Consider the following 20620-nt stretch of genomic DNA (forward strand, 5'->3'; position numbering starts at 1 on the left):
CGTCACTCCCGGCGTGCCGCCGGTCCCACTCCAACAGCGCGATCGAACGGTGGAAACGAGCCAGTGGCTGAGTTCATCTACTCCATGTACAAGGCGCGCAAGGCGCACGGCGACAAGGTCATCCTCGACGACGTGTCGCTGAACTTCTACCCCGGTGCCAAGATCGGCGTCGTCGGACCCAACGGTGCCGGGAAGTCCACGATCCTCAAGATCATGGCCGGTCTCGACCAGCCGTCGAACGGTGAGGCCAGGCTCTCGCCGGGCTACACCGTCGGCATCCTGCAGCAGGAGCCGCCCCTCAACGAGGAGAAGACGGTGCTGGGCAACGTGGAGGAGGCGGTCGGGCCGATCAAGGCCAAGGTCGACCGCTTCAACGAGATCTCTGCGCTCATGGCCGAGCCCGACGCCGACTTCGACGCGCTGATGGGGGAGATGGGCGAGCTGCAGGAGGCCATCGACGCCGCCGACGCCTGGGACCTCGACTCCCAGCTCGAGCAGGCGATGGACGCCCTGCGCTGCCCGCCGCCGGACGCCGACGTCACCGTGCTCTCCGGGGGTGAGCGGCGTCGTGTCGCCCTGTGCAAGCTGCTGCTGGAGAAGCCGGACCTGCTGCTGCTCGACGAGCCGACGAACCACCTGGACGCCGAGTCCGTGCTGTGGTTGGAGCAGCACCTGGCGACCTACCCGGGCGCCGTGCTCGCCGTCACCCACGACCGCTACTTCCTCGACCACGTCGCCGAGTGGATCTGCGAGGTCGACCGCGGCCGGCTGTACCCGTACGAGGGCAACTACTCCACGTACCTGGAGAAGAAGCAGGCGCGGCTGGAGGTCCAGGGCAAGAAGGACCAGAAGCTCGCCAAGCGTCTGAAGGACGAGCTGGAGTGGGTGCGATCCAACGCCAAGGGCCGCCAGACCAAGTCGAAGGCCCGTCTGGCCCGCTACGAGGAGATGGCGGCCGAGGCGGAGCGCACCAAGAAGCTCGACTTCGAGGAGATCCAGATCCCCGCCGGTCCCCGGCTCGGTAGCGTGGTGCTGGAGGCGGAAGGGCTGCAGAAGGGCTTCGACGACCGCCGGCTCATCGACGGACTCTCCTTCACCCTGCCGCGCAACGGCATCGTCGGCGTCATCGGCCCGAACGGCGTCGGCAAGACGACGTTGTTCAAGACCATCGTCGGCATGGAGCCGCTGGACGGCGGCGACCTCAAGGTCGGCGAGACCGTCAAGATCTCCTACGTCGACCAGTCCCGCGGGGGCATCGACCCGAAGAAGTCGCTGTGGGAGGTCGTCTCGGACGGGCTCGACTTCATCCAGGTCGGCAACGTCGAGATCCCCTCGCGCGCCTACGTGGCGTCGTTCGGCTTCAAGGGCGCCGACCAGCAGAAGGCGGCGGGGGTGCTCTCCGGCGGTGAGCGCAACCGGCTGAACCTCGCGCTGACGCTCAAGCAGGGCGGCAACCTGCTGCTGCTCGACGAGCCGACGAACGACCTGGACGTCGAGACGCTCGGCTCCCTGGAGAACGCGCTGCTCGAGTTCCCGGGCTGCGCCGTCGTGGTCTCCCACGACCGGTGGTTCCTCGACCGCGTCGCGACCCACATCCTCGCCTACGAGGGCACCGAGGAGGACCCGGCGAACTGGTACTGGTTCGAGGGCAACTTCGCCTCCTACGAGGAGAACAAGGTCGAGCGCCTGGGTGCCGAGGCGGCCCGCCCGCACCGCGTGACCTACCGACGCCTGACGCGCGACTGACCGCTGCTCCCGGAGGGCTCGATGGAGCCCTCCGGGACTGGCGAGCAGGTCGCGGTGGTCGTACGTTGCCCAGGAGAAGTCCACTCTCCGAGGTGACTCGCCATGCCGGTCGATCGCACGTCGCAGGAGCAGGGCCGTCGCGTGTGGGCGGCCGGGGACTGGGACGAGGTCGCGGGCTACGTCCAGGGGATCGGTCCGCGGCTGCTCGACGCGTTGGACATCACCCCGGGCATGACGCTGCTCGACATCGCCGCCGGCAGCGGGAGCTCGGTGGCCATCCCAGCGGCACTGCGAGGCGCCGACGTCGTCGCGTCCGACCTGGTCGCCCAGCACTTCGAGGCCGGCCGGCGCCGTGCCCGTCGTGCCGGTGCGGACCTGGAGTGGGTGGAGGCGGATGCGCTCGACCTGCCCTTCGCCGACGGCGCCTTCGACCGGGTCGCCTCAGCGATCGGTCACATGTTTGCGCCGGACCACGCGCTCGCGGCCTCCGAAGCGGCGCGTGTCTGCCGTCCCGGTGGGTTCCTCGGGTTCGCCTGCTGGACACCTGAGGGTGTGATCGGGCAGATGTTCCGCGCGACGAGCGCCTACCTCCCCCCGCCGCCGGCCGGTTCCACGCCGCCTCCGCTCTGGGGCGACGAGCGCCATGTACGTGATCTCCTCGAACCGCTCGGTCTCGAGGTGCGCTGCGAGCGGTTGGTCAACGTCTTCGTCGACGACAGCATCGAGGCCTACCACCAGGGGACCGAGAAGCACTTCGGTCCCCTGGTGGCTGCGCGGGAGACGCTCGACGCCGACTCCTGGGACGCGTTGCGGACGGACCTGGACAGGATCTTCCGGGACGCCAACCTCGCGACCGACGGCACCATGCGGTTCGAGGGCGAGTACCTCCAGATCATCGCCCACAAGCCGGACTCTTCTCGGGGGACGTGACGTCATCGGGACCACGACGGCGCGGTGGTCCCGGTGCGGAACGTCCGTTGTGTGCAGACTGGGTCCATGAGCGACAGCGGTCCCGTCTCGGCGAACTCAGCGCTGACTCCTGACAGCACCACGGCGGACCTGCTCGATGCCCTGGACACCCTCCGTGCGCGGCTCGGCGCCCTGCGCCTCCCCCTGGAGACGCCGGGCGTGCACGCCGCCCGCTCGGACCTGGCCCGCGCCACCGATCAGCTCGACGACTACCTGCTGCCGCGTCTGCGCGCCGAGCGTGCGCCGCTGCTCGTCGTGGTCGGAGGTTCCACCGGTGCCGGCAAGTCCACGCTCGTCAACTCCCTGCTCGGCGAGCAGGTGACGGCCCCCGGCGTGCTCAGGCCCACGACGCGCGCGCCGGTCCTCGTTCATCACCCGCTCGACGCGCGGTGGTTCACCGGGGACCGTGTGCTGCCGGGCCTGCCGCGGACCTCGCAGCACACCGACCGGCCCCGCGAGGACCGGTCGGTCGGGCGGGCGCTGCGACTGGTGGCCAGCGCCAACCTGCCGCAGGGGATGGCGCTCCTGGACGCCCCCGACGTCGACTCGCTCGAGCAGGCCAACCGGGACCTCGCGGCGCAGCTGCTCGGTGCGGCCGACCTGTGGGTGTTCGTCACCACGGCCGCCCGGTACGCCGACGCCGTGCCCTGGGAGCTGCTCGTGACGGCCGCCGCGCGGCGCGCGCAGGTCGCCCTGGTCCTCGACCGTGTGGACCCCGGGGCGGAGGAGGTCGCCGCGGACCTGCGCCGGCTCATGGTCGAGCACGGCCTCGGTGAGGCGGCGATGTTCGTGGTGCCCGAGTCGGGCACGGCCGGCGCGGAGGCGTGGACCGACGGTCTGCTCCCGGAGCAGTCGATCGGCGAGCTCGCGACCTGGCTGTCCGGCCTCGGTGGCGACCCCGAGGCCCGCGCCCGGGTGATCGCCTCGACGCGCGACGGCGTCGTCGACGATCTCGTGCGGCGCGCCACCGAGCTCGCCCAGGAGTCCGACACCCAGCACGCGACCGACGCGAGGTTGCGCGACGCTGTCGAGCGTCACCACGCCGAGGCGTCGCGCCAGGCGCAGGAGGCCACGTCGGACGGAGCGCTGCTGCGTGGCGAGGTCCTCGCGCGCTGGCAGGACTTCATCGGCACCGGCGAGTTCTTCCGGGCGCTGGAGGTCCGGGCGGGGAAGGTGCGCGACGCCGTCGGACGGGTCGTCCGTGGTCGTCCGAAGGAGGCGCCACAGGTGGAGCAGGCGATCGCTCACGGCCTGGAGTCGGTCATCCTCGACGCGGCCGAGCAGGCCGCCGAGCGCACCTACGCCGCCTGGCGCTCCGACGCTGCGGGGGCCGCGCTGCTGGACGGTCTGGAGCTGAGCCGCACCGCGCCCGGCCTGCGCGCCGAGGTCTCCGCGACCATCCGCGCCTGGCAGGGTGACGTGCTCGAGCTGGTCCGGGAGCAGGGGCAGAGCCGTCGAGGGACCGCCCGGGCGCTGTCGTTCGGGATCAACGCGCTCGGGGTGAGCCTGATGGTGGTGGTCTTCGCCTCGACGGCGGGCCTCACTGGCCTGGAGATCGGCATCGCGGGGGGCACGGCGGTGGTGGCGCAGAAGCTGCTCGAGGCCGTGTTCGGAGACGACGCGGTACGCCGCCTCGCGGCACAGGCGAAGGAGCGCCTCGTCGCCCGGATCGACACCGTGCTGCGTGGTCAGGCCGCGCGCTACACCGCCCAGCTCGACGCCCTGGGCACGGACGACGTGCCGGGGGACCGGCTCCGCGACGCCGCGCGGGCCGTCGCCGAGGCCGCCCGCCGCGAGCGCGGGACACGGTCGCGGGTCGACGACGGTCTCACCCGGCCGTGGAGCGGCGGGCTGCTGCGCGGAGCCGGGACCTTCCGTCCGGCCACGGGGCCGGACGGCGTGCCGGTGGTGCCGGGGATGGCGGGACGTGCCGGCGCGGCGCGCGCCGAGGAAGCGGCCGACGGCGGCGACGCCACGCGCGGGGGACGCCGGCCGTTCTGGCGGCGATGGAGACGGAAGGACCAGCCATGACGCCGGACCTGGCCACGAGGACCAGCGCCCTTGACCAGGCCGTCGCAGCGGGCGCGGGCCGGTTGGCCCCGGAGGTCGTGGACGAGGCGCGGGCCGTCGTCGAGCGCGCCCGCGAGCGGGGCGGTCTCAGCGCCGAGCACACGGTCGTGGCGCTCGCCGGTGCGACCGGGTCGGGCAAGTCCAGCGTGCTCAACGTGGTCGCCGGGGCCGAGCTGGCCGAGCCCGGGCTGCAGCGGCCCACCACCTCGCACGCGCTGGCCGCGGTGTGGGGTGACGGCGCCGACGACCTGCTGGACTGGCTGGAGGTGCCGCGTCGCCACGAGATGGAACCGGAGGCCGAGGACCCGGGGCGCCCGGCCGGTCTCCTGCGGCGTGCCCGTCCGCCGGCCGGCATCTCGACCGGTCTGGTGCTCCTCGACCTGCCGGACCACGACTCCGTGGTGGTCGAGCACCGGGTGCGCGCCGAGCGGCTCGTGGAGCGCGCGGACCTGCTCGTGTGGGTGGTCGACCCGCAGAAGTACGCCGACGCGGCGTTGCACGAGCGGTACCTGCGCCCGCTCGCCGGCCGTTCCGACGTCGTCGTCGTGGCGCTCAACCAGGTCGACCGGCTCTCGTCCGACGCCACGGACACGATCCTGGCGGACCTGCGTCGGCTCGTGGCCGCCGACGGGCTCGACGGGGCGCGCGTGCTGGCGGTCTCGGCGCGGACCGGTCAGGGCGTGGACCGGCTGCGCGGGTTGCTCGCGGACGCGGCCCGACGGCGGGAGGCGGCGACCGCGCGGCTGGTGGGGGACACCCGCGCTGCGGCCCGCGCGGTGGTGGCCGAGTGCGGCCAGGCACCACCGGCGCGAGCCGCAGACCGGGCGCTGACGCCGCTGGTCGGCGCGTTGGAGGACGCGGCGGGCGTCACGACCGTGGTGGACGCGGTGCGGCGAGCAGCCCGTCGGGACGCCCACCTGGCGACCGGATGGCCGGTGACCCGCTGGGTCACGCGCGCCCGCAAGGACCCCCTGCGGCGCCTGGGTCTGCGCGGCGACCAGGTGCGCGTGCCGGTCGACAGGCCGGACCTGGTGCGCACGTCGTCGCCGGAGGCGAGACCTGCCGTCCGCGCCGCCGCCGCGACGGCGGTGCGCACCTACGTCGACCGGGTCACCGAGGGCGCTCCGGACGCCTGGGTGCTGGCGGCGCGCGAGCGCGGCACGGAGGCCGTGGACCGGCTGCCCGACACGTTGGACCAGGCGGTCGCCTCGACGCGGCTGGAGCAGGAGCGGCGCCCCCTGTGGTGGCGCGCCGTCGGCGCGTTGCAGTGGCTCCTGCTCGCCGCGGCCGTCGTGGGACTGGTGTGGCTCGGTGTCGCGGCCGTGGTGCGGTACTTCCAGCTCCCCGAGCTGCTCATGCCGGTGCTGACCGTCGACCTCACCCGGTGGGGAGGAGGTGCCCTCGACGTGCCGTGGGCGACCCTCCTCGCGATCGGGGGCCTGCTCGGCGGCCTGCTCCTCGCGCTCGTCGCCCGCCCGCTCGCGGCACTGGGTGCACGACGGCGGGCGGCGCGGGTCCGTCGCCGTCTGCGCGCGTCGGTCGAGGCGGTGGCGCACGAGCAGGTCCACGAGCCGGTGGCCGGGGAGATGGCGGCGCTGGCGACCTGCCGGGAGGCGGCGACCGTCGCGGCGACGTGATCCGACGGCCGGGGTGGGGGTGCTGGGGTGCGCTGGCGGTCGTGACCGGTCGCCGTGCGACGATGCGGTCATGACTCGACTGCACGTCCCGGTCTCGCTGCGCTGGTCGGATCTCGACGCCTACCAGCACGTCAACAACGTCGCGATGTTCCGCCTGCTGGAGGACGCTCGCATCACCGCGTTCTGGCGCCATCCGGAGGCGGAGGACCCGTGGCCGACGGCGATCCTCGACACCGGCCCGCACGCCACGTCGCACACCCTGGTCGCCGGCCAGCAGATCGAGTACCTGCGCCCGCTGGGTTTCTCGCGCGACCCGGTACGGGTCGAGATGTGGATCGGCGCGATCGGCGGTGCGTCGCTCGAGGTCTGCTACGAGGTGCACGACGGCGCGCCGGGCGGCTTCGCGCGGACGGGCCCGGCCTCCGGGCTGGACCCGTACACCCGAGCGGTGACGACGATCGTGGTGCTCGACGCCGCCGCGAACCGCCCGCGTCGCCTGTCCGCGCGCGAGCGCGAGGTGTTCACGGAGTTCGCCGGCGAGCCGATCGCCTTCCGGCGTCGTCGCTGACGCTCGACGCTCGTCCGACCGAGCGTTGTGGGCGCGATCTCTGGGCCGCGAGGTCCGGCAGAGCCGGACGAATCGGGCCAGAGATCGCGCCCACAACCTCGGGGTGGGTCAGCCGGCGGTGCAGGCCTCACCACCCGCGGTCATCCCGGACGCGCCCGTCGTCTCTCCGGCGCCGATGAAGCCGACGGTCACGGACTCGCCCGGCGCCAGCGCGCTGCGCCACGTCGGAGCGGTGACCGTCACGGTGGCACCGACCTGCGTGACGTCGCCGCCCCAGGCCTGCGAGATCGTCTCCGACCCGTCGAACTGCCACACCAGGTCCCAGGGCGAGAGCGTGGCGTCACCGGTGTTGGTGAGCGTCACCTCGCCCTGGAACCCGCCGGGCCAGCGCCCGGCGACGGCGTAGGTCACCGCGCACGAGGACTCGCCAGGGGTGGCGGTCGGGTCGGGCGTCGGGTCGTCCGTCGGGTCGGGCGTCGGGTCGTCCGTCGGGTCGGGCGTCGGGTCGTCCGTCGGGTCGTCCGTCGGGTCGTCGGTGGGCTCGTCCGTGGGTGTGGGCGTCGGGTCCGGCTGCTCCCCGCCGAACTCACCGACCACGATGCCTCGCCCGTTGGTCCCGACGTAGACCCGTCCGAAGACGTCCGGGTCGCCGGTGATGGCCCCACCGGTCCAGGCCCACTGGTGGGCGTCGTCGTTGATCCGCACCCAGGTGGCCCCGGCGTCGTCGGACCGGAAGATGCCGCGCACCCCGTCGATCTTGCTCGAGGTGTACACGGCCGGGTGGTCGTGGCCCTCGGCCGCCCGGCCGAACCCGACGGTGTCGCCCTCGTCGACGCCGGCGACGGCCTCGAACGTGTCGCCGAAGTCGGTGGAGCGCCACATGCCGTAGACGCCGTCGGTCTCGCCGCCCGCGACCCACACGTGCCCGGCGTGACCGGGGACGGCCTCGACGTGGTGCCGACCGGCGTCGGGCAGACCGCTCGCCGCGGAGGCGCTGAAGGATGCGCCGCCGTCGTGCGAGGTGTAGAAGGTGCCGTCCGCCAGCGCGTAGAACACCGACGGGTCCTCGCGGTCGGCGCGCACGGTGGCGCCGTCGGGCACCCCGCTCGAGGCCGTCCAGGAGGAACCGAGGGTGGTGGAGACGTGCACGCCGGTGCCGTCGGGGCTCCAGACGATCGCGGAGCCGTCGGCGGCCAGCGCGACGTTGCCCGGCCCGGTCGCCCCGGCGGGTTCCTGTCCGGCCCACCACGAGTCGCCGCCCGAGGTGGTCACCCCCAGGAGCTGGTCGCCACCGGTGCCGACCCGGACCATCGTGTCCGGGGACTGCCAGGCGACGTCGAGGCTGAGCACCCCGCTCTGGTACGGCTGGGTGTAGCCGTAGGCGTCCGGTACCTGGGTGATGTCGTGGTGCACGAACCCGCCGATGTCGTACATCCCGGAGACCAGCTCGACGTCACCGGGCGGGGCGACGAGGTCCTGGATCGCCGTCTCCTCGATGCCCTGGGCCTTGACGGAGATGTCGACCACGCCGCCGTCGTCCCAGTCGGTGAGGTTGTCGCCGCCGTACACGGTGGCGCCGGTGCCGTAGAGGAAGCGGTCGGAGTCGAAGGGATCGATCTCGAACGACTCCATCATCCAGCCGAGCTTGGGGGAGTCCTCGGGTGCCGTGCCGGAGCTGCCGAAGTCCAGCCAGGGCGCACCGGAGATGTCCAGGGTGTAGCGCTTGTCGCGCTCGGGGTAGCCGGCCCAGTCCCAGATCTGCGTCCACGTCTCGCCACGGTCGGTGGAGCGGAAGACCTGGTTGTCCGGCCACCACGACATCTGCGAGACGACCATGATCGTGTCCGGGTCCTGCCGGTCGATCGTCAGGCCGGAGTAGCCGAAGTAGGCGTCCGTGCTGTCCGACGGGACGGGGGAGATGTCGGTCCAGGTGTCGGTGGCGGTGTCGAGGCGCCACACCTCGCCGAGCTCGCCGTCGTACGGCCCGCCGGTGTCCGAGGTGGCGACGTAGAGCTGCCCGGAGCCGGGGTCGATCTCGGCCTTGTGCGGTATGAAGCCGGTGGGCTGCCCCGGGACGCGTTCCCACGTCGCACCGGCGTCGGTGGAGCGGTAGACGTTGTTCTCGGCGTCGGCCACCCCGACGTAGATCACCGGGGTGGGCTCGCCTGCGGTGCCGGAGGACGTGTCGAAGACGGTCCACACCACGCCCTGGTTGGTGGTCAGGTAGTCGCCGGGGTCGTCCGGGTCGGCCACGTAGCTGCCCGGGTTCGGGAAGCTGGTGACCTCGGCCCAGGTGGCACCGGCGTCGGTGGAGCGCCACAGGCCGTGGCCACCCTCGGTGCCGAGGTAGAGCACCGAGTTGTCGTTCGGGTCGACCATGAGGCGTTCGCCCATGCCGCGCCCGGGCATGTTCCCGCCGACCTTGAACGGCAGGTCGGCCTTGGCCCAGGTCTCGCCGCGGTCCGACGAGCGCAGGATCGCGCCGTCGTTCGGGTCCCAGGAGTTCGTGTACGACCCGGCCATCACGTAGACGTTGTCCGGGTCGACGGGGTCGGTGGCCAGGGACAGCACACCGGAGTGGCCCCAGTCGTCCCAGCGGACGTGGTCGAGCAGGGGCTGCCACCGTCCGGTCGCGTCGTCGAGGCGGTAGGCGCCGCCGACGTCGGTGCGGACGTAGACGAGGCCGGGCTCGGTGTCGTTGTAGACGATGCCGGGGATGAAGCCGCCGCCGACCATCTCGACGTTGCCCCAGGTGTAGTCCTCGGCGGCGGGGCCCGAGGAGGCCGCTGCCGCGGGTGGCGTGGTGGTCTGCGCGACGGCGGCACCCACGCCGGCCGCCACGAGCCCGGTCGTCGCCAGGGCGGCGACCGCTGGTCGAAGTCTCATCCGATCTCACTCCTTCGTGCGGACGGACGGACCGGCCCACGGTGGTCGGTCCGGTGACACCACGACGTGTCGGTCCGAACGTAGTCGAAGCGCTTCGACGTCGGCAGGGCTCCCGCGTGCCTGAAACCTTTAGGCATGCCGTGGTTGTGGGCGAGAAATCTGGTCCGAAGAGTGCGCTATGCGCATATTTCGGCCACAGATTTCCCGCCCACAACGGTTGGTGGTCAGGTGCAGGCCGACCCGTTCACGGCGACGTCGGTCGGCACCGTCGTGTCACCCGCGTGCGTCGCGTTGTAGCCCACCTGGACCGAGGCCCCCGGGGGTACCGAGGCGTTCCACGCCGCGTTGGAGGCCGTGAGGGTGCCGCCGGACTGCGACCACTGGGCCGACCAGCCCTGCTGGAGCTGCTGACCGGCGGGTAGCGCGGCCACGAGCTGCCACGACGACCAGGGGTCGGGGCCGGTGTTGGTCACCGACACCGTCCCGGTGTAGCCGCTGTCCCACGCGGCCACCGACCACGCCACGGAGCACGTGCCCTCGTCCGGCCCGCCGGTCGGGGTCGGGGTGGGCGTCGGGTCCGGCCCGGAACCGCCGTCGAGCTCTGCTCCGAGAGCCTCGGCGACGGCGGAGTAGGCAGGCTTGGGCTGGTACTGCGCATCCCACGGCAGGGCGGCGCCCTGGCCGCTGAAGACGTCGGGCACCCACGAGTGCCCGTCGTCGATGCCCCAGACGGTCACCCCTGTGCAGCGGTCGACCGCGAGGCAGGCCTCCACCACCGCGCGGTAGTCCGCGGCCTGGCGCTGCAGGTCCGCCGCCGACGCCGGGACGTTCATGCGGATGTCCAGCTCGGTGATGCGCACGTCGACCCCGAGGTCGGCGAACCGCTGCAGGTTCTGCTGGAAGGAGCTCGGCACCTGTCCGACGATCAGGTGCGACTGGAACCCGACGCAGTCGATCGGGACGCCGTCGTCGATCAGGTCGGCGACCAGCTCGTACATCGCCGTCGACTTCGCGTTGATCGCGTCGGTGCTGTAGTCGTTGAGGCACAGGTCGGCGTCCGGTGCCGCTTGCCGTGCCCGGGTCAGGGCCTCGGCGACGTACCCGTCGCCGAGCACCCGCTGGAAGACGCTCTGGCGACGGCTCCCGTCGCCCTCCCACAGCTCGTTGACCACGTCCCAGGCGTCGACCTGGCCTGCGTAGCGCCCGGCGACGGCATCGATGTGGTCGTGCATGACGGTGCGCAGCTCGACGGGGTCGGAGATGCTCTCCACCCAGCCGGGCAGCTGGGAGTGCCACACGAGGGTGTGCCCGTAGAGGTCGGCGTCGATCGACTCGGCGAAGGCGGCGACCTGGTCGGCCTGGCCCCAGCTGAAGGCCCCGCGTGAGGGTTCGGTGGCGTCCCACTTCATCGCGTTCTCGGCGACGACGAGGTCGAACTCGCGCTCGGCGACCTGGCGGTAGCCGTCGATCGACAGGTGCTGCGGGGACAGGGCGAAGCCCATGGTCACGCCGTGGTCGGAGGCGGCGTCGCGCCAGGGTTCGTAGACGGGTTCCGCCGCGTGGGCCGGGCCCAGGGCGAGGGGAGCGAGCAGGGCGGCTGCCGCGGCTGCTGTGGCGAGGACGGGCAGTGGGCGTGTCCTCCGGGGCTGGAAATCGATTTCAGGATGGGGTCGCATCAAGGCCTCCGCAGTCTGGACGGTGGAACCCGCGGCCGGGGCATCTGCCCCGGCCGCGGGAGAGAGGGGTCAGGCGATGTCGCAGGTCACGCCGTCGAGCGCGAAGTCGTCCGGCGCCGTGTTGATGCCGGAGTGCGACCCGTTGAAGCCGAACGACACCGAGCCGCCCGGTGCGATGGTGCTCGACCACGCCGCCGGTGTGATCGTCACCGCGGGTCCGGCCTGCGAGGCCGAGGCCGACCAGATCTGGTCGACGGTCTGGCCGTCGGCGAAGGTGAACGTCAGCTCCCAGCCGTCGACGGCCGTGTCGGAGTCGTTCGTGAGCACGAAGGACCCGGTGAAGCCGTTGCCCCACGAGTTCGCCGAGTAGTCCACGACGCAGCCGCCGCCGGGTGTGACGTCCCCGTCCTCGGTCGTCACCGTCAGCGGCGCCGAGGCAGCAGAGGAGTTCCCGGCCGCGTCGTAGGCCGTCACCGTGTACGAGTACGTCGTCCCGGCGGTCAGGCCCGTGTCGGTCACCGAGGTGGCGGTCACGTCGGCGACGAGGTCGCCGTCACGGTGCACCCGGTAGCCGGCCACGCCGGTGTCGTCGCTGGACGCCGACCAGCTCAGCGCCACCGAGGACTGCGTGACGGCCCCCGCCGTGAGACCCGTCGGGACGGTCGGTGCCTCGGTGTCCTCGCCACCGGTCGCCTCGTCGGTCGTCACGGTGAGCGCGGCCGAGGCGGCCGAGACGTTGCCCGCGGCGTCCCGGGCGGTGACGGTGACCTCGTAGTTGGTGTCCGGGCTGAGCCCGGTGACCGTGGCGGACGTGCTCGTCGCCGTGGCGGCAGGCTCGCCGTCCACCAGCACGGTGTAGCCGGTCACCCCGACGTCGTCGGACGACGCGTCCCAGGACAGGGAGACGGAGGTCGCGGTGGTCGCCGTGACCTCGACGCCCGTGGGTGCCGTGGGCGCCTCGGTGTCGGGGTCGACCGTGCCGTCGGCGTCGATCGCCGGGTAGGCGTTGGCCACGAGCATCTCGAACTGTGCCTGGAACCACTGGCCGGCCACCGGGGCGCCCGGGAGCGCGCCGGTGAAGTTGCCGCCCAGGCGATCCTGCTCGGAGTAGGTCGGGTCGCACATCCGGTCGAAGCCCTTGCCCTGGTCGTTGTCGAGCTCCTGGGAGTGGCCGTCGGACTCGCCCGGGGGCTTGACCCACACGTAGGCGTGCAGGTTCGAGCCGGGGCTCGCGTCCGGGGCCACCGTCGGGCGTTCGCCGATGCCCTGGCCGTCCGGGTTGCACCAGGCACCGCGGTGGTTGCGGCGGTCGATGCGCGACTCGTCGACGAAGGTGTTCAGGTTCGTCGAGGTGCTCGGGGCCGTCGGGCGGTCCGGGCCGCCCCAGCCGTTGCGGGACGTGTCGATCAGCATGCCGATCCGCTCCGGTGCGCCGAGGGCGATGAGCCGCGAGCGCAGCTCGGCCGTCCAGTCGTGCTCGCCGAAGTTGGGGTTCCATTCGTAGAACTCGGACTGCCGGACGAACGTGCCCGGAGTGAAGTCCGTGTTCGTCAGGAACGGCTCGGACAGCGGCGTGGAGTTGGAGGTGTTGGACACGAACCCGGCGACACCGTCGTAGCCGTAGGTGCTGGAGGTGATGACGTCGTGGAACTCGTTCGCGCCGCCCGCGGCGTTGTCGGGCCAGCCGAGCCAGCCCGCGTGGGCGGCGTCGATGTAGGAGTAGACGTTGCCGGCCTCGTACAGCCGGTCGAGCGCGTAGGCGACGCCCTCGCGGTAGTACGGCGCAGACTGCTGGCACTCCTGGTGGCTCATGTTGGTGACCATGTTCGGCAGGGAGTCCGGCTCGATGGTCGCCACGACCCGTAGGTCGGCGTACTGGGGTTCGGCGAGCATGTCGGCGATGACGTCGACGTACTCGGTCTTGTAGTGCTCCATGCCCTCCGGCGTCGCCGGGACCAGGCCCTGGGAGGCGAGCGCGAAGCAGTCTCGCCCGGGCAGGTTGTAGATCACCAGGTTGAACACCAGGGGTGTGCTGCCCTGCTGCTGCTCGAGGGCGGCGTCGAGGTGGAAGCGCAGGCCGGGGCCGTCCTCGTTGCCGGCGATGGCTGTCGTGCGGTCCATCCACACGGCCGTCGGTGTGTCGGCGACGGCCCGCATCTGGTCGGCCAGCTCTCCGCCGGCGACGTCGGCCGCGTCGTGCACGGCTGCCGACCAGAAGGAGTTCACGTACTGGTCCGCGCCGACGAAGGGGTTCTCGACGCGATCCGCGGCCGAGGCCGTGGTGGTCGTCAGCGGGACGACAGCCAGGGCCGCCGCCGTGGCGAGTGCGAGGGAGCGGACCGTCGCGGCTCTGCGCGGTCGCCAGGATCGAGATCGCACGGGATCCTCCAGAGATCGGGGGCACGGGCCTCGTCGCTCGTGCGCCGGGCGAGGTGCCCGGTGTTCCCAACGTGGCCTGGTTGCGCTCCCACGCGCACGCCGCCGAAACGTTTAGGTGACGACGGGCGCCGGCGGGGGAGCGGTCGTGCCCCGGATCACGAGACGTGCCGTGGGAGGTGCGGCGGCGGGCCCGACCTGCAACGCTGCTGCGACGGCAGGGGCGAGGTCGTGCCAGGGCCGCGCCACCGCGGTGAGCTGCGGGTCCACCAGCCGGCACGTCGCGGCGTCGGCCCCGGAGACCACCGAGACGTCCCAGGGGACGCGCAGGTCGCGGTGCCGGGCAGCCTCCAGGACGGCCAGCGCCGTGAGGTCGCCGTCGGTCACCACCGCCGTCGGCCGCTGCTCGTCGGTGAACAGGCGCGCGGCCGCTGCTCCCGCCGCCGCCGACGACGCCTCGACCACCGTGACGGTCGCCACGAGACCGGCCGTAGCGGTCAGCAGCCCGGAGTGCAGTGCCCGGGAGACGTCGCCGTCGGCGCTCGCCGCGAGCAGCACGATGTCGCGGTGGCCCAGGTCGACCAGGTAGCGCCCGACGGCTTCCTCCGCTGCTCCGTCGAACCAGACGGTGCGCTCGGCGCCCCCGGCACCCGGCACCGGCGGAGTGATCGCGACCACCGGCGCGCCGACCCGTGCGGCCACCCGGACACGCGGGTCGTCGACCAGAAGGTCGGGCACCACGAACGCGGTGTGCCGCCGTTCGCTCCACGACCGCTCGAGGTCCGCGGCACCGGACCGAGGATCGGCGGCGACCTCGACCGCGAGCGCGACGCCGTCGAGCACGCCGCGCAGCCCGGCGGCGAGGTCGAGCGCGGCCGATGCGCTGTGCGTGGAGCTTGTACCGTCGAGCGCCTGGAGGCCGACGCTGGTGACGGCGTCCGTCCGCATGGACCGGGCCGCGGCGCTGGGTCGCCAGTCGAGGTCCTGGGCCACCTTGAGCACGTGGCGCCGGGTGGTCTCGGACACCCCGCGTCGGCCGTTGAGCGCGTACGACACGACGGCGATCGAGACCCCGGCGGCGCGGGCGACGTCGGTGATGGTCACGCGTCGTCGAGGTCCGGTCCGGGGGCCGTCGCCACCTTGCGATCTGGGCACGCTCCCACACTCTGCCGGTTTTCGAGGCATGATGCACCTGCGGGGGGCGCACGCAGGACTCGACGGCGAGGACGGTGGTGCAGGTGTCTGCATGGACACGCGGGAGCAGCAGGACGGGCAGGCCTCTGACGATCGGTGTCCTGTGCCCGGTGGTCGGAGGCCACTACTTCGGACGGGTCCTGGCAGGGATGTCGAGGGTCGTCCGGGCCGAGGGGCACCGGCTGGTGGCCGTGCAGACCTATCCTGCCGACGTCGACCGAGACGAGTTCCCGGTGCCGCCCTACCGGAGGGCTGCCCCGGGGCTGGACGTCTACGACGGGCTCGTGGTCGTCACGACAGCCCTCGCGGACGAAGAGCTCCGGCGGCTGGACGCCACCCGGCTCCCGGTGGTCACGCTCGGAGTCCCGCTCGAGGGTCTGCGCGCGCCGGCGGTGGCGCCGGACAACGCTGGTGGCGTGCGCGCGGCGGTCGACCACCTGGTGGAGCACGGGCACCGGAGCATCGCGTTCCTCGGCAGCACCGACCAGCGTGACATCGCCGAACGGTACTCCGCGTTCCGTGACGCGGTGGCGGCGCACGGGCTGGAGCACCGGACCGAGCACGTCTACCGGACCCGGGACAACCAGGAGGCCTCGGCCGAGGCGGTCGCCCGACGGCTTGTCGAACGGGGCCTGACGACCACGGCGACCGTCGCCGCCACCGACCGCAACGCGATCGGGTTCCTGCGAGGGCTGCACGGCGCGGACCCCGAGGGTGCCGACGGCCACGCCGTGATCGGCTTCGACAACACGGACGTGGGCGCACGCACCTGGCCACGGCTCAGCACGGTGGACCCCCTCCATGAGGCCGTCGGCGAGCGGGCCGCCGCCCTCGTGCTGGCCCGGGCCCGCGGGGAGAGGGTCGAGGGCGTGCACCGTCTCGACACCGCCGTCCTCGTCCGGCGCGAGTCGTGCGGCTGCGCTCGCGGCACGCGCAGCACCGTCGTGGTCGCCGGCACCGCCGGGCCGCAGGACCCGGACCCGCTGGAGTCGGTGGCGCGCGTGGTCTTCGCGCGGGCCGACGGAGTGCACGGTCGGGGCGCCACCGGGGCGTGGCTGGCCATCGTGCGACAGCTCGTCGAGGCGAGCGTCGCGACCGGCCAGCCGCCGCCCGCGACGGCACTGCACGCGCTGGGCGACCGCACGGCCACGCTGCGCCCCGGACCGGGGGCGCTCGAGCAGCTCGTCCCTGCGCTGCGGGCGGAGGGGGTGCGGGTGCGCGAGCGGCTCGCGGCGCGCGCGTCGTCCGCCGCACCCGGCGAGCCCGCGGCTCCGGCCGCGATCCCCGGGCTCGCCGCCGGGGCTGCCGACGCAGTCGAGGAGGCGCTCGGCCAGGTCGTGGTGGCGGTCGTCCGGGGCTGCACCCACGGGGACCTGGCCCGGGCCGGGCGGCTCGAGCAGGATCTCGTCGACCAGAACCTCGTGGACCTCGAGCTGATGCGCTCCGACGGCGAGTCGTTGCGCAGGCTCGACTGGATGCCCAGGGCGCGCACGACCACCGCGGCGCTGGCCCTGTGGGAGGACGATCCGGAGCGCCCGGGCGAGAGGGTGCTGCGCATCGCCGGGGCGCGTGGCGGCGCGGGTGAGCACCTCGTCGGCCGGCTCCTGCCGGCGGGGGAGTTCCCGCCGCCGGGGCTGACCGACCCCCGGTCGCTGACCGTCGTGGTGCCTGTCGCGTTCGGACGGGTCGACCGCGGGCTGCTCGCGGTCGGCGGGCTCGTCGACACCCGCGCGACGAGCCCGCGTGCCCGGTACAACCACTGGGCGGCGATGCTCGCCGTCGCCCTCGAGGCAGAGGAGTCCCTGGCCGACCTCCAGGCGCAACGGGCTCGCCTCGCCGCGGAGGCCGCGCGCGAGCGGGCGCTTGCCCAGGACGCCGCGGCGGGCGAGGAGCGGTCCACCCTGGCCTCCATCGCCTCGGACGACGGCACCTGGGACTGGGACGTCGACGCGGGCACCGTGCGGTACTCGCAGGCCTGGGCGCGCCTGCTCGGGGAGGACCGGGCGTCGCTGGCCGACGACCCGCACGAGTGGTTCTCCCGTGTGCACCCGGAGGACGTCCGGCGGGTGCACGCCGCGGTGGCCGCGCAGCTCTCGGGGTCGCGCGAGCCGCTCGACGTCGAGCACCGCATCCGCCGGGGGGACGGCAGCTACCTCCTCGTACGGTGCCGCGCGGTGACGGTGCACGACGCCGGGGACCGCCCCGTGCGGCTGGTCGGAGCCATGGCGGTCGTGGCCGCCTCGTCGCCGTCGCCCGGGCCGCCGCCGTCGTCTGAGCCGGAGCAGGCGACCGCCGACGCCGCGACCGGGCTGGTACCGCTCGGGCTCTTCGTCGACCGCCTCGACCGCGCCATCCGCCGGCGTCGTCGTCTGCCCGCCTACGACTGGCAGGTGCTGGCCGTCCGGCTCCCCGGAGGGGCCACCCCTGAGCTGCTCGGCCGGCTGCGCACGGAGCTCGACGAGGACGACTGCGCCGCCGCCGTCGGGCGCGAGGGCGTCGCCGTGCTGCTGGACGCGCAGGACGGACGCTCTGCCCAGCACCGGGCGGCACGGCTCGCGGCGGTGCTGGGTCCGCAGGGGGAGGTGCGGCGCGTCACGACGGCCGAGCCCGGCGGGGCGCGCCTCGTGGCGGCCGACGTGCTCGACCGGGTCGCCGCCGATCTCAGTGCGGGAGCTCCGCCCCGGTGGCAGGTCGCCGTCGACGCCCACGCCTGACCGAGGCACGATCTCCTAAACGTTTCGCCGCGTTGTGGGATCGCTCCCACTGTTCGATCGTCGGGAGGTCCGCTCAACGAAGAGAGGTTCCTCATGCATCGCGCACACCTCCGCTCCCGCCTCCTGGCGGGTGCTGCGGCGTCAGCCACGGTGGTCGCCCTCGCGGCCGCCGTGCCGGCCGGCGCGGCACCACCACCGGCAGCCGCCCCGATCGCCGTGGCCGCCGACGACCTGGACACCGGGGGCGAGTACACCCAGCGGTTCCTGGAGCTGTACGACAAGGTCCACGACCCGGCCAACGGCTACTTCTCGCCCGAGGGGATCCCGTACCACGCGGTCGAGACCCTCATGGTCGAGGCACCGGACCACGGGCACGAGACCACCAGCGAGGCGTACTCGTTCTGGCTGTGGCTCGAGACCTCGTACGGCCAGGTCACCGGCGACTGGGAGCCGTTCAACCACGCCTGGGACACGCTCGAGGCGTACATGATCCCGACCACGGAGAACCAGCCCACCAACGCGGCGTACGACCCGGGCAGCCCGGCGACCTACGCCCCCGAGGCCACCCACCCGCGCCACTACCCGGCCGAGCTCGACAGCTCGGTCGCCGTGGGGTCCGACCCGATCGGCGCCGAGCTGCAGCAGACCTACGGCACGCCGGAGATCTACGGCATGCACTGGCTCGCCGACGTGGACAACGTCTACGGCTTCGGGGCCGCGCCAGGATCGTCCGAGCTCCTGGGGCCGGACCACGAGGGCACGAGCTATATCAACACGTTCCAGCGCGGCCCGCAGGAGTCCGTCTGGGAGACCATCCCGCAGCCCTCGATCGACGACTTCTCGTTCGGTGGCGAGAACGGGTACCTCGACCTGTTCACCGGTGACGCGTCCTACGCCCAGCAGTGGAAGTACACCAACGCCCCCGACGCCGACGCCCGCGCCGTCGAGGCCGCCTACTGGGCGAACAAGTTCGCCACTGAGCAGGGGCAGCCCGAGGCCGTGGCCGAGACCGTCGGCAAGGCGTCCAAGATGGGCGACTACCTGCGCTACTCGCTGTTCGACAAGTACTTCAAGACGCCGGGCTGCGAGTCCACCGCGTGCCCGGCCGGCAGCGGCCGGGACAGCGCCCACTACCTGCTGAGCTGGTACTACGCCTGGGGCGGTGCCCTGGACACCGCGTCGCCGTGGGCCTGGCGCATCGGCTCGAGCCATGCGCACTTCGGCTACCAGAACCCGATGGCAGCCTGGGCGCTGGCCAACGACCCGGCCCTGACGCCGGCGTCGTCGACCGCCGGGGACGACTGGGCCGCCAGCCTCGACCGCCAGGTCGAGCTCTTCCAGTGGCTGCAGGCGCCCGAGGGCGGTATCGCCGGTGGGTCCACCAACAGCTGGGACGGCCACTACGCCGAGCGGCCCGACGACGTCGCCACCTTCTACGGCATGGCCTACACCGAGGCGCCGGTCTACCACGACCCGCCCTCGAACGAGTGGATGGGCATGCAGGGCTGGGGGGTGGAGCGCATCGCGCAGCTCTTCCACGAGACGGGCGACGAGCGCGCCGAGGACATCCTCGACGACTGGGTGCCGTGGGTCATCGACCACATCACCATCACCGACGACTCGTGGGAGATCCCGTCCAACCTGGCCTGGTCGGGCCAGCCCGACGACTGGGACCCCGCGAACCCCGGTGACAACGCCGGGCTCAGCGTCGAGGTCAGCGGCTACGGGCAGGACGTCGGCGTGGCCGGCGCTCTCGCGCGCACGCTGATGTACTACGCGGCCGGCTCGGGGGACGTCGAGGCGCAGCAGACCGCCCACGACCTGCTCGAGGCGATCTGGACCCAGAACAGCGACCCCCTGGGTGTCGCGACCACCGAGACCCGTGGCGACTACTCGCGGTTCGACGACGTCTACGCCGGCGACGACTCCGACGGGATCTACGTGCCCGAGGGCTGGAGCGGCACCATGCCGAACGGTGACGTCATCGAGCCCGGGGTGTCGTTCGTCGACATCCGGTCGTTCTACCTCGACGACCCCGACTGGGCGAAGGTGCAGGACCACCTCGACGGCGGTCCTGCCCCGGAGTTCACATACCACCGGTTCTGGGCCCAGACCGCGGTGGCCACGGCGCTGGCGGACTACGACCGGTTGTTCGGCGACACGCCCGAGCCGCCGGAGGACACCGAGGCGCCGACGACGCCCCAGGACCTCACGGCCACGGTCGACGGCACCACGGTGCAGCTGAGCTGGACGGCGTCCACCGACAACGTCCGGGTCACCGGCTACGACGTCGTCCGCGACGGTGCCGTCGTGGCGAGCGTCGGTGGCAGCACGACGTCGTCCACGGACGCCGGGCTCGCCGAGACGACCGAGTACACGTACAGGGTCACGGCCCGTGACGCCGCGGGCAACGTCTCCGAGGCGTCCGACGCGGTGACGGTCACGACGGGGGAGGGCCAGCCGGACCCGCCGACCGGGGCCTGCACCGCCGAGTACGCGACGGCCGGCACCTGGTCGGGTGGCTACCAGGGCACGATCACCGTCACCGCGGGCAGCGCCGGCGTCCAGGGCTGGCAGGTGCTCGCACCGGACGGCCTGACGACGTCGAACCTGTGGGGCGGCACGCTCGCCGCCGGGGTGATCAGCCCCGAGTCGTGGAACGCGAACCTCGGTGCCGGGCAGTCCGCCACCGTCGGTTTCATCGGGAACGGCGCACCGCCCGCCGCCCAGGAGCTCACCTGCACGGGGGTGGTGCCGGGGAGCTGAGCCGGCAGACCCCGCCGG

General features: G+C 73.1%; 11 protein-coding genes. 7 read left to right on the top strand and 4 right to left on the bottom strand.

Features of this window, described 5'->3' with window-relative positions; all coding sequences use genetic code 11:
* Positions 1–63: 63 nt before the first annotated feature.
* The 5 genes from ettA to HDG69_RS06310 all read left to right on the top strand — a co-directional run bounded on the left by ettA (position 64) and on the right by HDG69_RS06310 (position 6990).
* Positions 64–1746 carry an energy-dependent translational throttle protein EttA gene (gene ettA / locus HDG69_RS06290; protein WP_171782832.1) on the top strand — a complete coding sequence of 561 codons (1683 nt, stop codon included), beginning with the start codon at positions 64–66 and terminating at the stop codon, positions 1744–1746.
* A 102-nt stretch (positions 1747–1848) separates the two neighbouring features.
* Entirely contained in the window at positions 1849–2676 is an 828-nt protein-coding gene (locus HDG69_RS06295) for a class I SAM-dependent methyltransferase (RefSeq protein ID WP_171782833.1), read from the top strand.
* Between the two features lie 66 nt (positions 2677–2742).
* Complete coding sequence (locus HDG69_RS06300; RefSeq protein WP_171782834.1) at positions 2743–4746, top strand: dynamin family protein; 2004 nt, start codon at positions 2743–2745, stop codon at positions 4744–4746.
* Positions 4743–6422: a GTPase gene (locus HDG69_RS06305; protein WP_171782835.1), complete on the top strand. Its 1680-nt coding sequence runs from the start codon at positions 4743–4745 to the stop codon at positions 6420–6422. The genes HDG69_RS06300 and HDG69_RS06305 overlap by 4 nt, the downstream gene beginning before the upstream one ends.
* Positions 6423–6492: 70 nt before the next feature.
* Positions 6493–6990: an acyl-CoA thioesterase gene (locus tag HDG69_RS06310; RefSeq protein WP_171782836.1), complete on the top strand. Its 498-nt coding sequence runs from the start codon at positions 6493–6495 to the stop codon at positions 6988–6990.
* A 108-nt stretch (positions 6991–7098) separates the two neighbouring features.
* Here HDG69_RS06310 and HDG69_RS19320 read toward each other — a convergent pair whose 3' ends face one another.
* From HDG69_RS19320 to HDG69_RS06330, 4 genes are all read right to left on the bottom strand, one after another.
* Entirely contained in the window at positions 7099–9876 is a 2778-nt protein-coding gene (locus tag HDG69_RS19320; RefSeq protein WP_171782837.1) for a cellulose binding domain-containing protein, read from the bottom strand.
* A 224-nt stretch (positions 9877–10100) separates the two neighbouring features.
* Positions 10101–11552 (bottom strand): glycoside hydrolase family 10 protein, encoded by a 1452-nt coding sequence (locus HDG69_RS06320; protein ID WP_171782838.1) that lies wholly within the window; start codon positions 11550–11552, stop codon positions 10101–10103.
* A gap of 69 nt (positions 11553–11621) precedes the next feature.
* A complete protein-coding gene (locus HDG69_RS19325; RefSeq protein WP_171782839.1) occupies positions 11622–13931 on the bottom strand; it encodes a glycoside hydrolase family 6 protein in 2310 nt (769 codons plus the stop codon).
* Positions 13932–14042: 111 nt separating this feature from the next.
* Positions 14043–15032: a substrate-binding domain-containing protein gene (locus HDG69_RS06330; protein ID WP_171782840.1), complete on the bottom strand. Its 990-nt coding sequence runs from the start codon at positions 15030–15032 to the stop codon at positions 14043–14045.
* 134 nt (positions 15033–15166) lie between these two features.
* Between HDG69_RS06330 and HDG69_RS19330 the strand changes: the two genes are divergently transcribed.
* A complete protein-coding gene (locus HDG69_RS19330; protein WP_171782841.1) occupies positions 15167–17836 on the top strand; it encodes a substrate-binding domain-containing protein in 2670 nt (889 codons plus the stop codon).
* Between the two features lie 93 nt (positions 17837–17929).
* Positions 17930–20602: a glycoside hydrolase family 48 protein gene (locus HDG69_RS06340; RefSeq protein ID WP_171782842.1), complete on the top strand. Its 2673-nt coding sequence runs from the start codon at positions 17930–17932 to the stop codon at positions 20600–20602.
* The last annotated feature ends 18 nt before the right edge of the window (positions 20603–20620 follow it).

It is taken from the genome of Isoptericola halotolerans, from assembly GCF_013149785.1.
GTDB classification, from domain to species: domain Bacteria; phylum Actinomycetota; class Actinomycetes; order Actinomycetales; family Cellulomonadaceae; genus Isoptericola; species Isoptericola halotolerans.

Bases quoted from the DNA above. Each gene is read 5' to 3' on its own strand.
- HDG69_RS06310 (WP_171782836.1), top strand. From the start codon at position 6,493: ATGACTCGACTGCACGTCCCGGTCTCGCTGCGCTGGTCGGATCTCGAC.
- HDG69_RS06295 (WP_171782833.1), top strand. From the start codon at position 1,849: ATGCCGGTCGATCGCACGTCGCAGGAGCAGGGCCGTCGCGTGTGGGCG.
- HDG69_RS06300 (WP_171782834.1), top strand. From the start codon at position 2,743: ATGAGCGACAGCGGTCCCGTCTCGGCGAACTCAGCGCTGACTCCTGAC.
- HDG69_RS06320 (WP_171782838.1), bottom strand. From the start codon at position 11,552: ATGCGACCCCATCCTGAAATCGATTTCCAGCCCCGGAGGACACGCCCA.
- HDG69_RS19320 (WP_171782837.1), bottom strand. From the start codon at position 9,876: ATGAGACTTCGACCAGCGGTCGCCGCCCTGGCGACGACCGGGCTCGTG.
- HDG69_RS06305 (WP_171782835.1), top strand. From the start codon at position 4,743: ATGACGCCGGACCTGGCCACGAGGACCAGCGCCCTTGACCAGGCCGTC.
- HDG69_RS06340 (WP_171782842.1), top strand. From the start codon at position 17,930: ATGCATCGCGCACACCTCCGCTCCCGCCTCCTGGCGGGTGCTGCGGCG.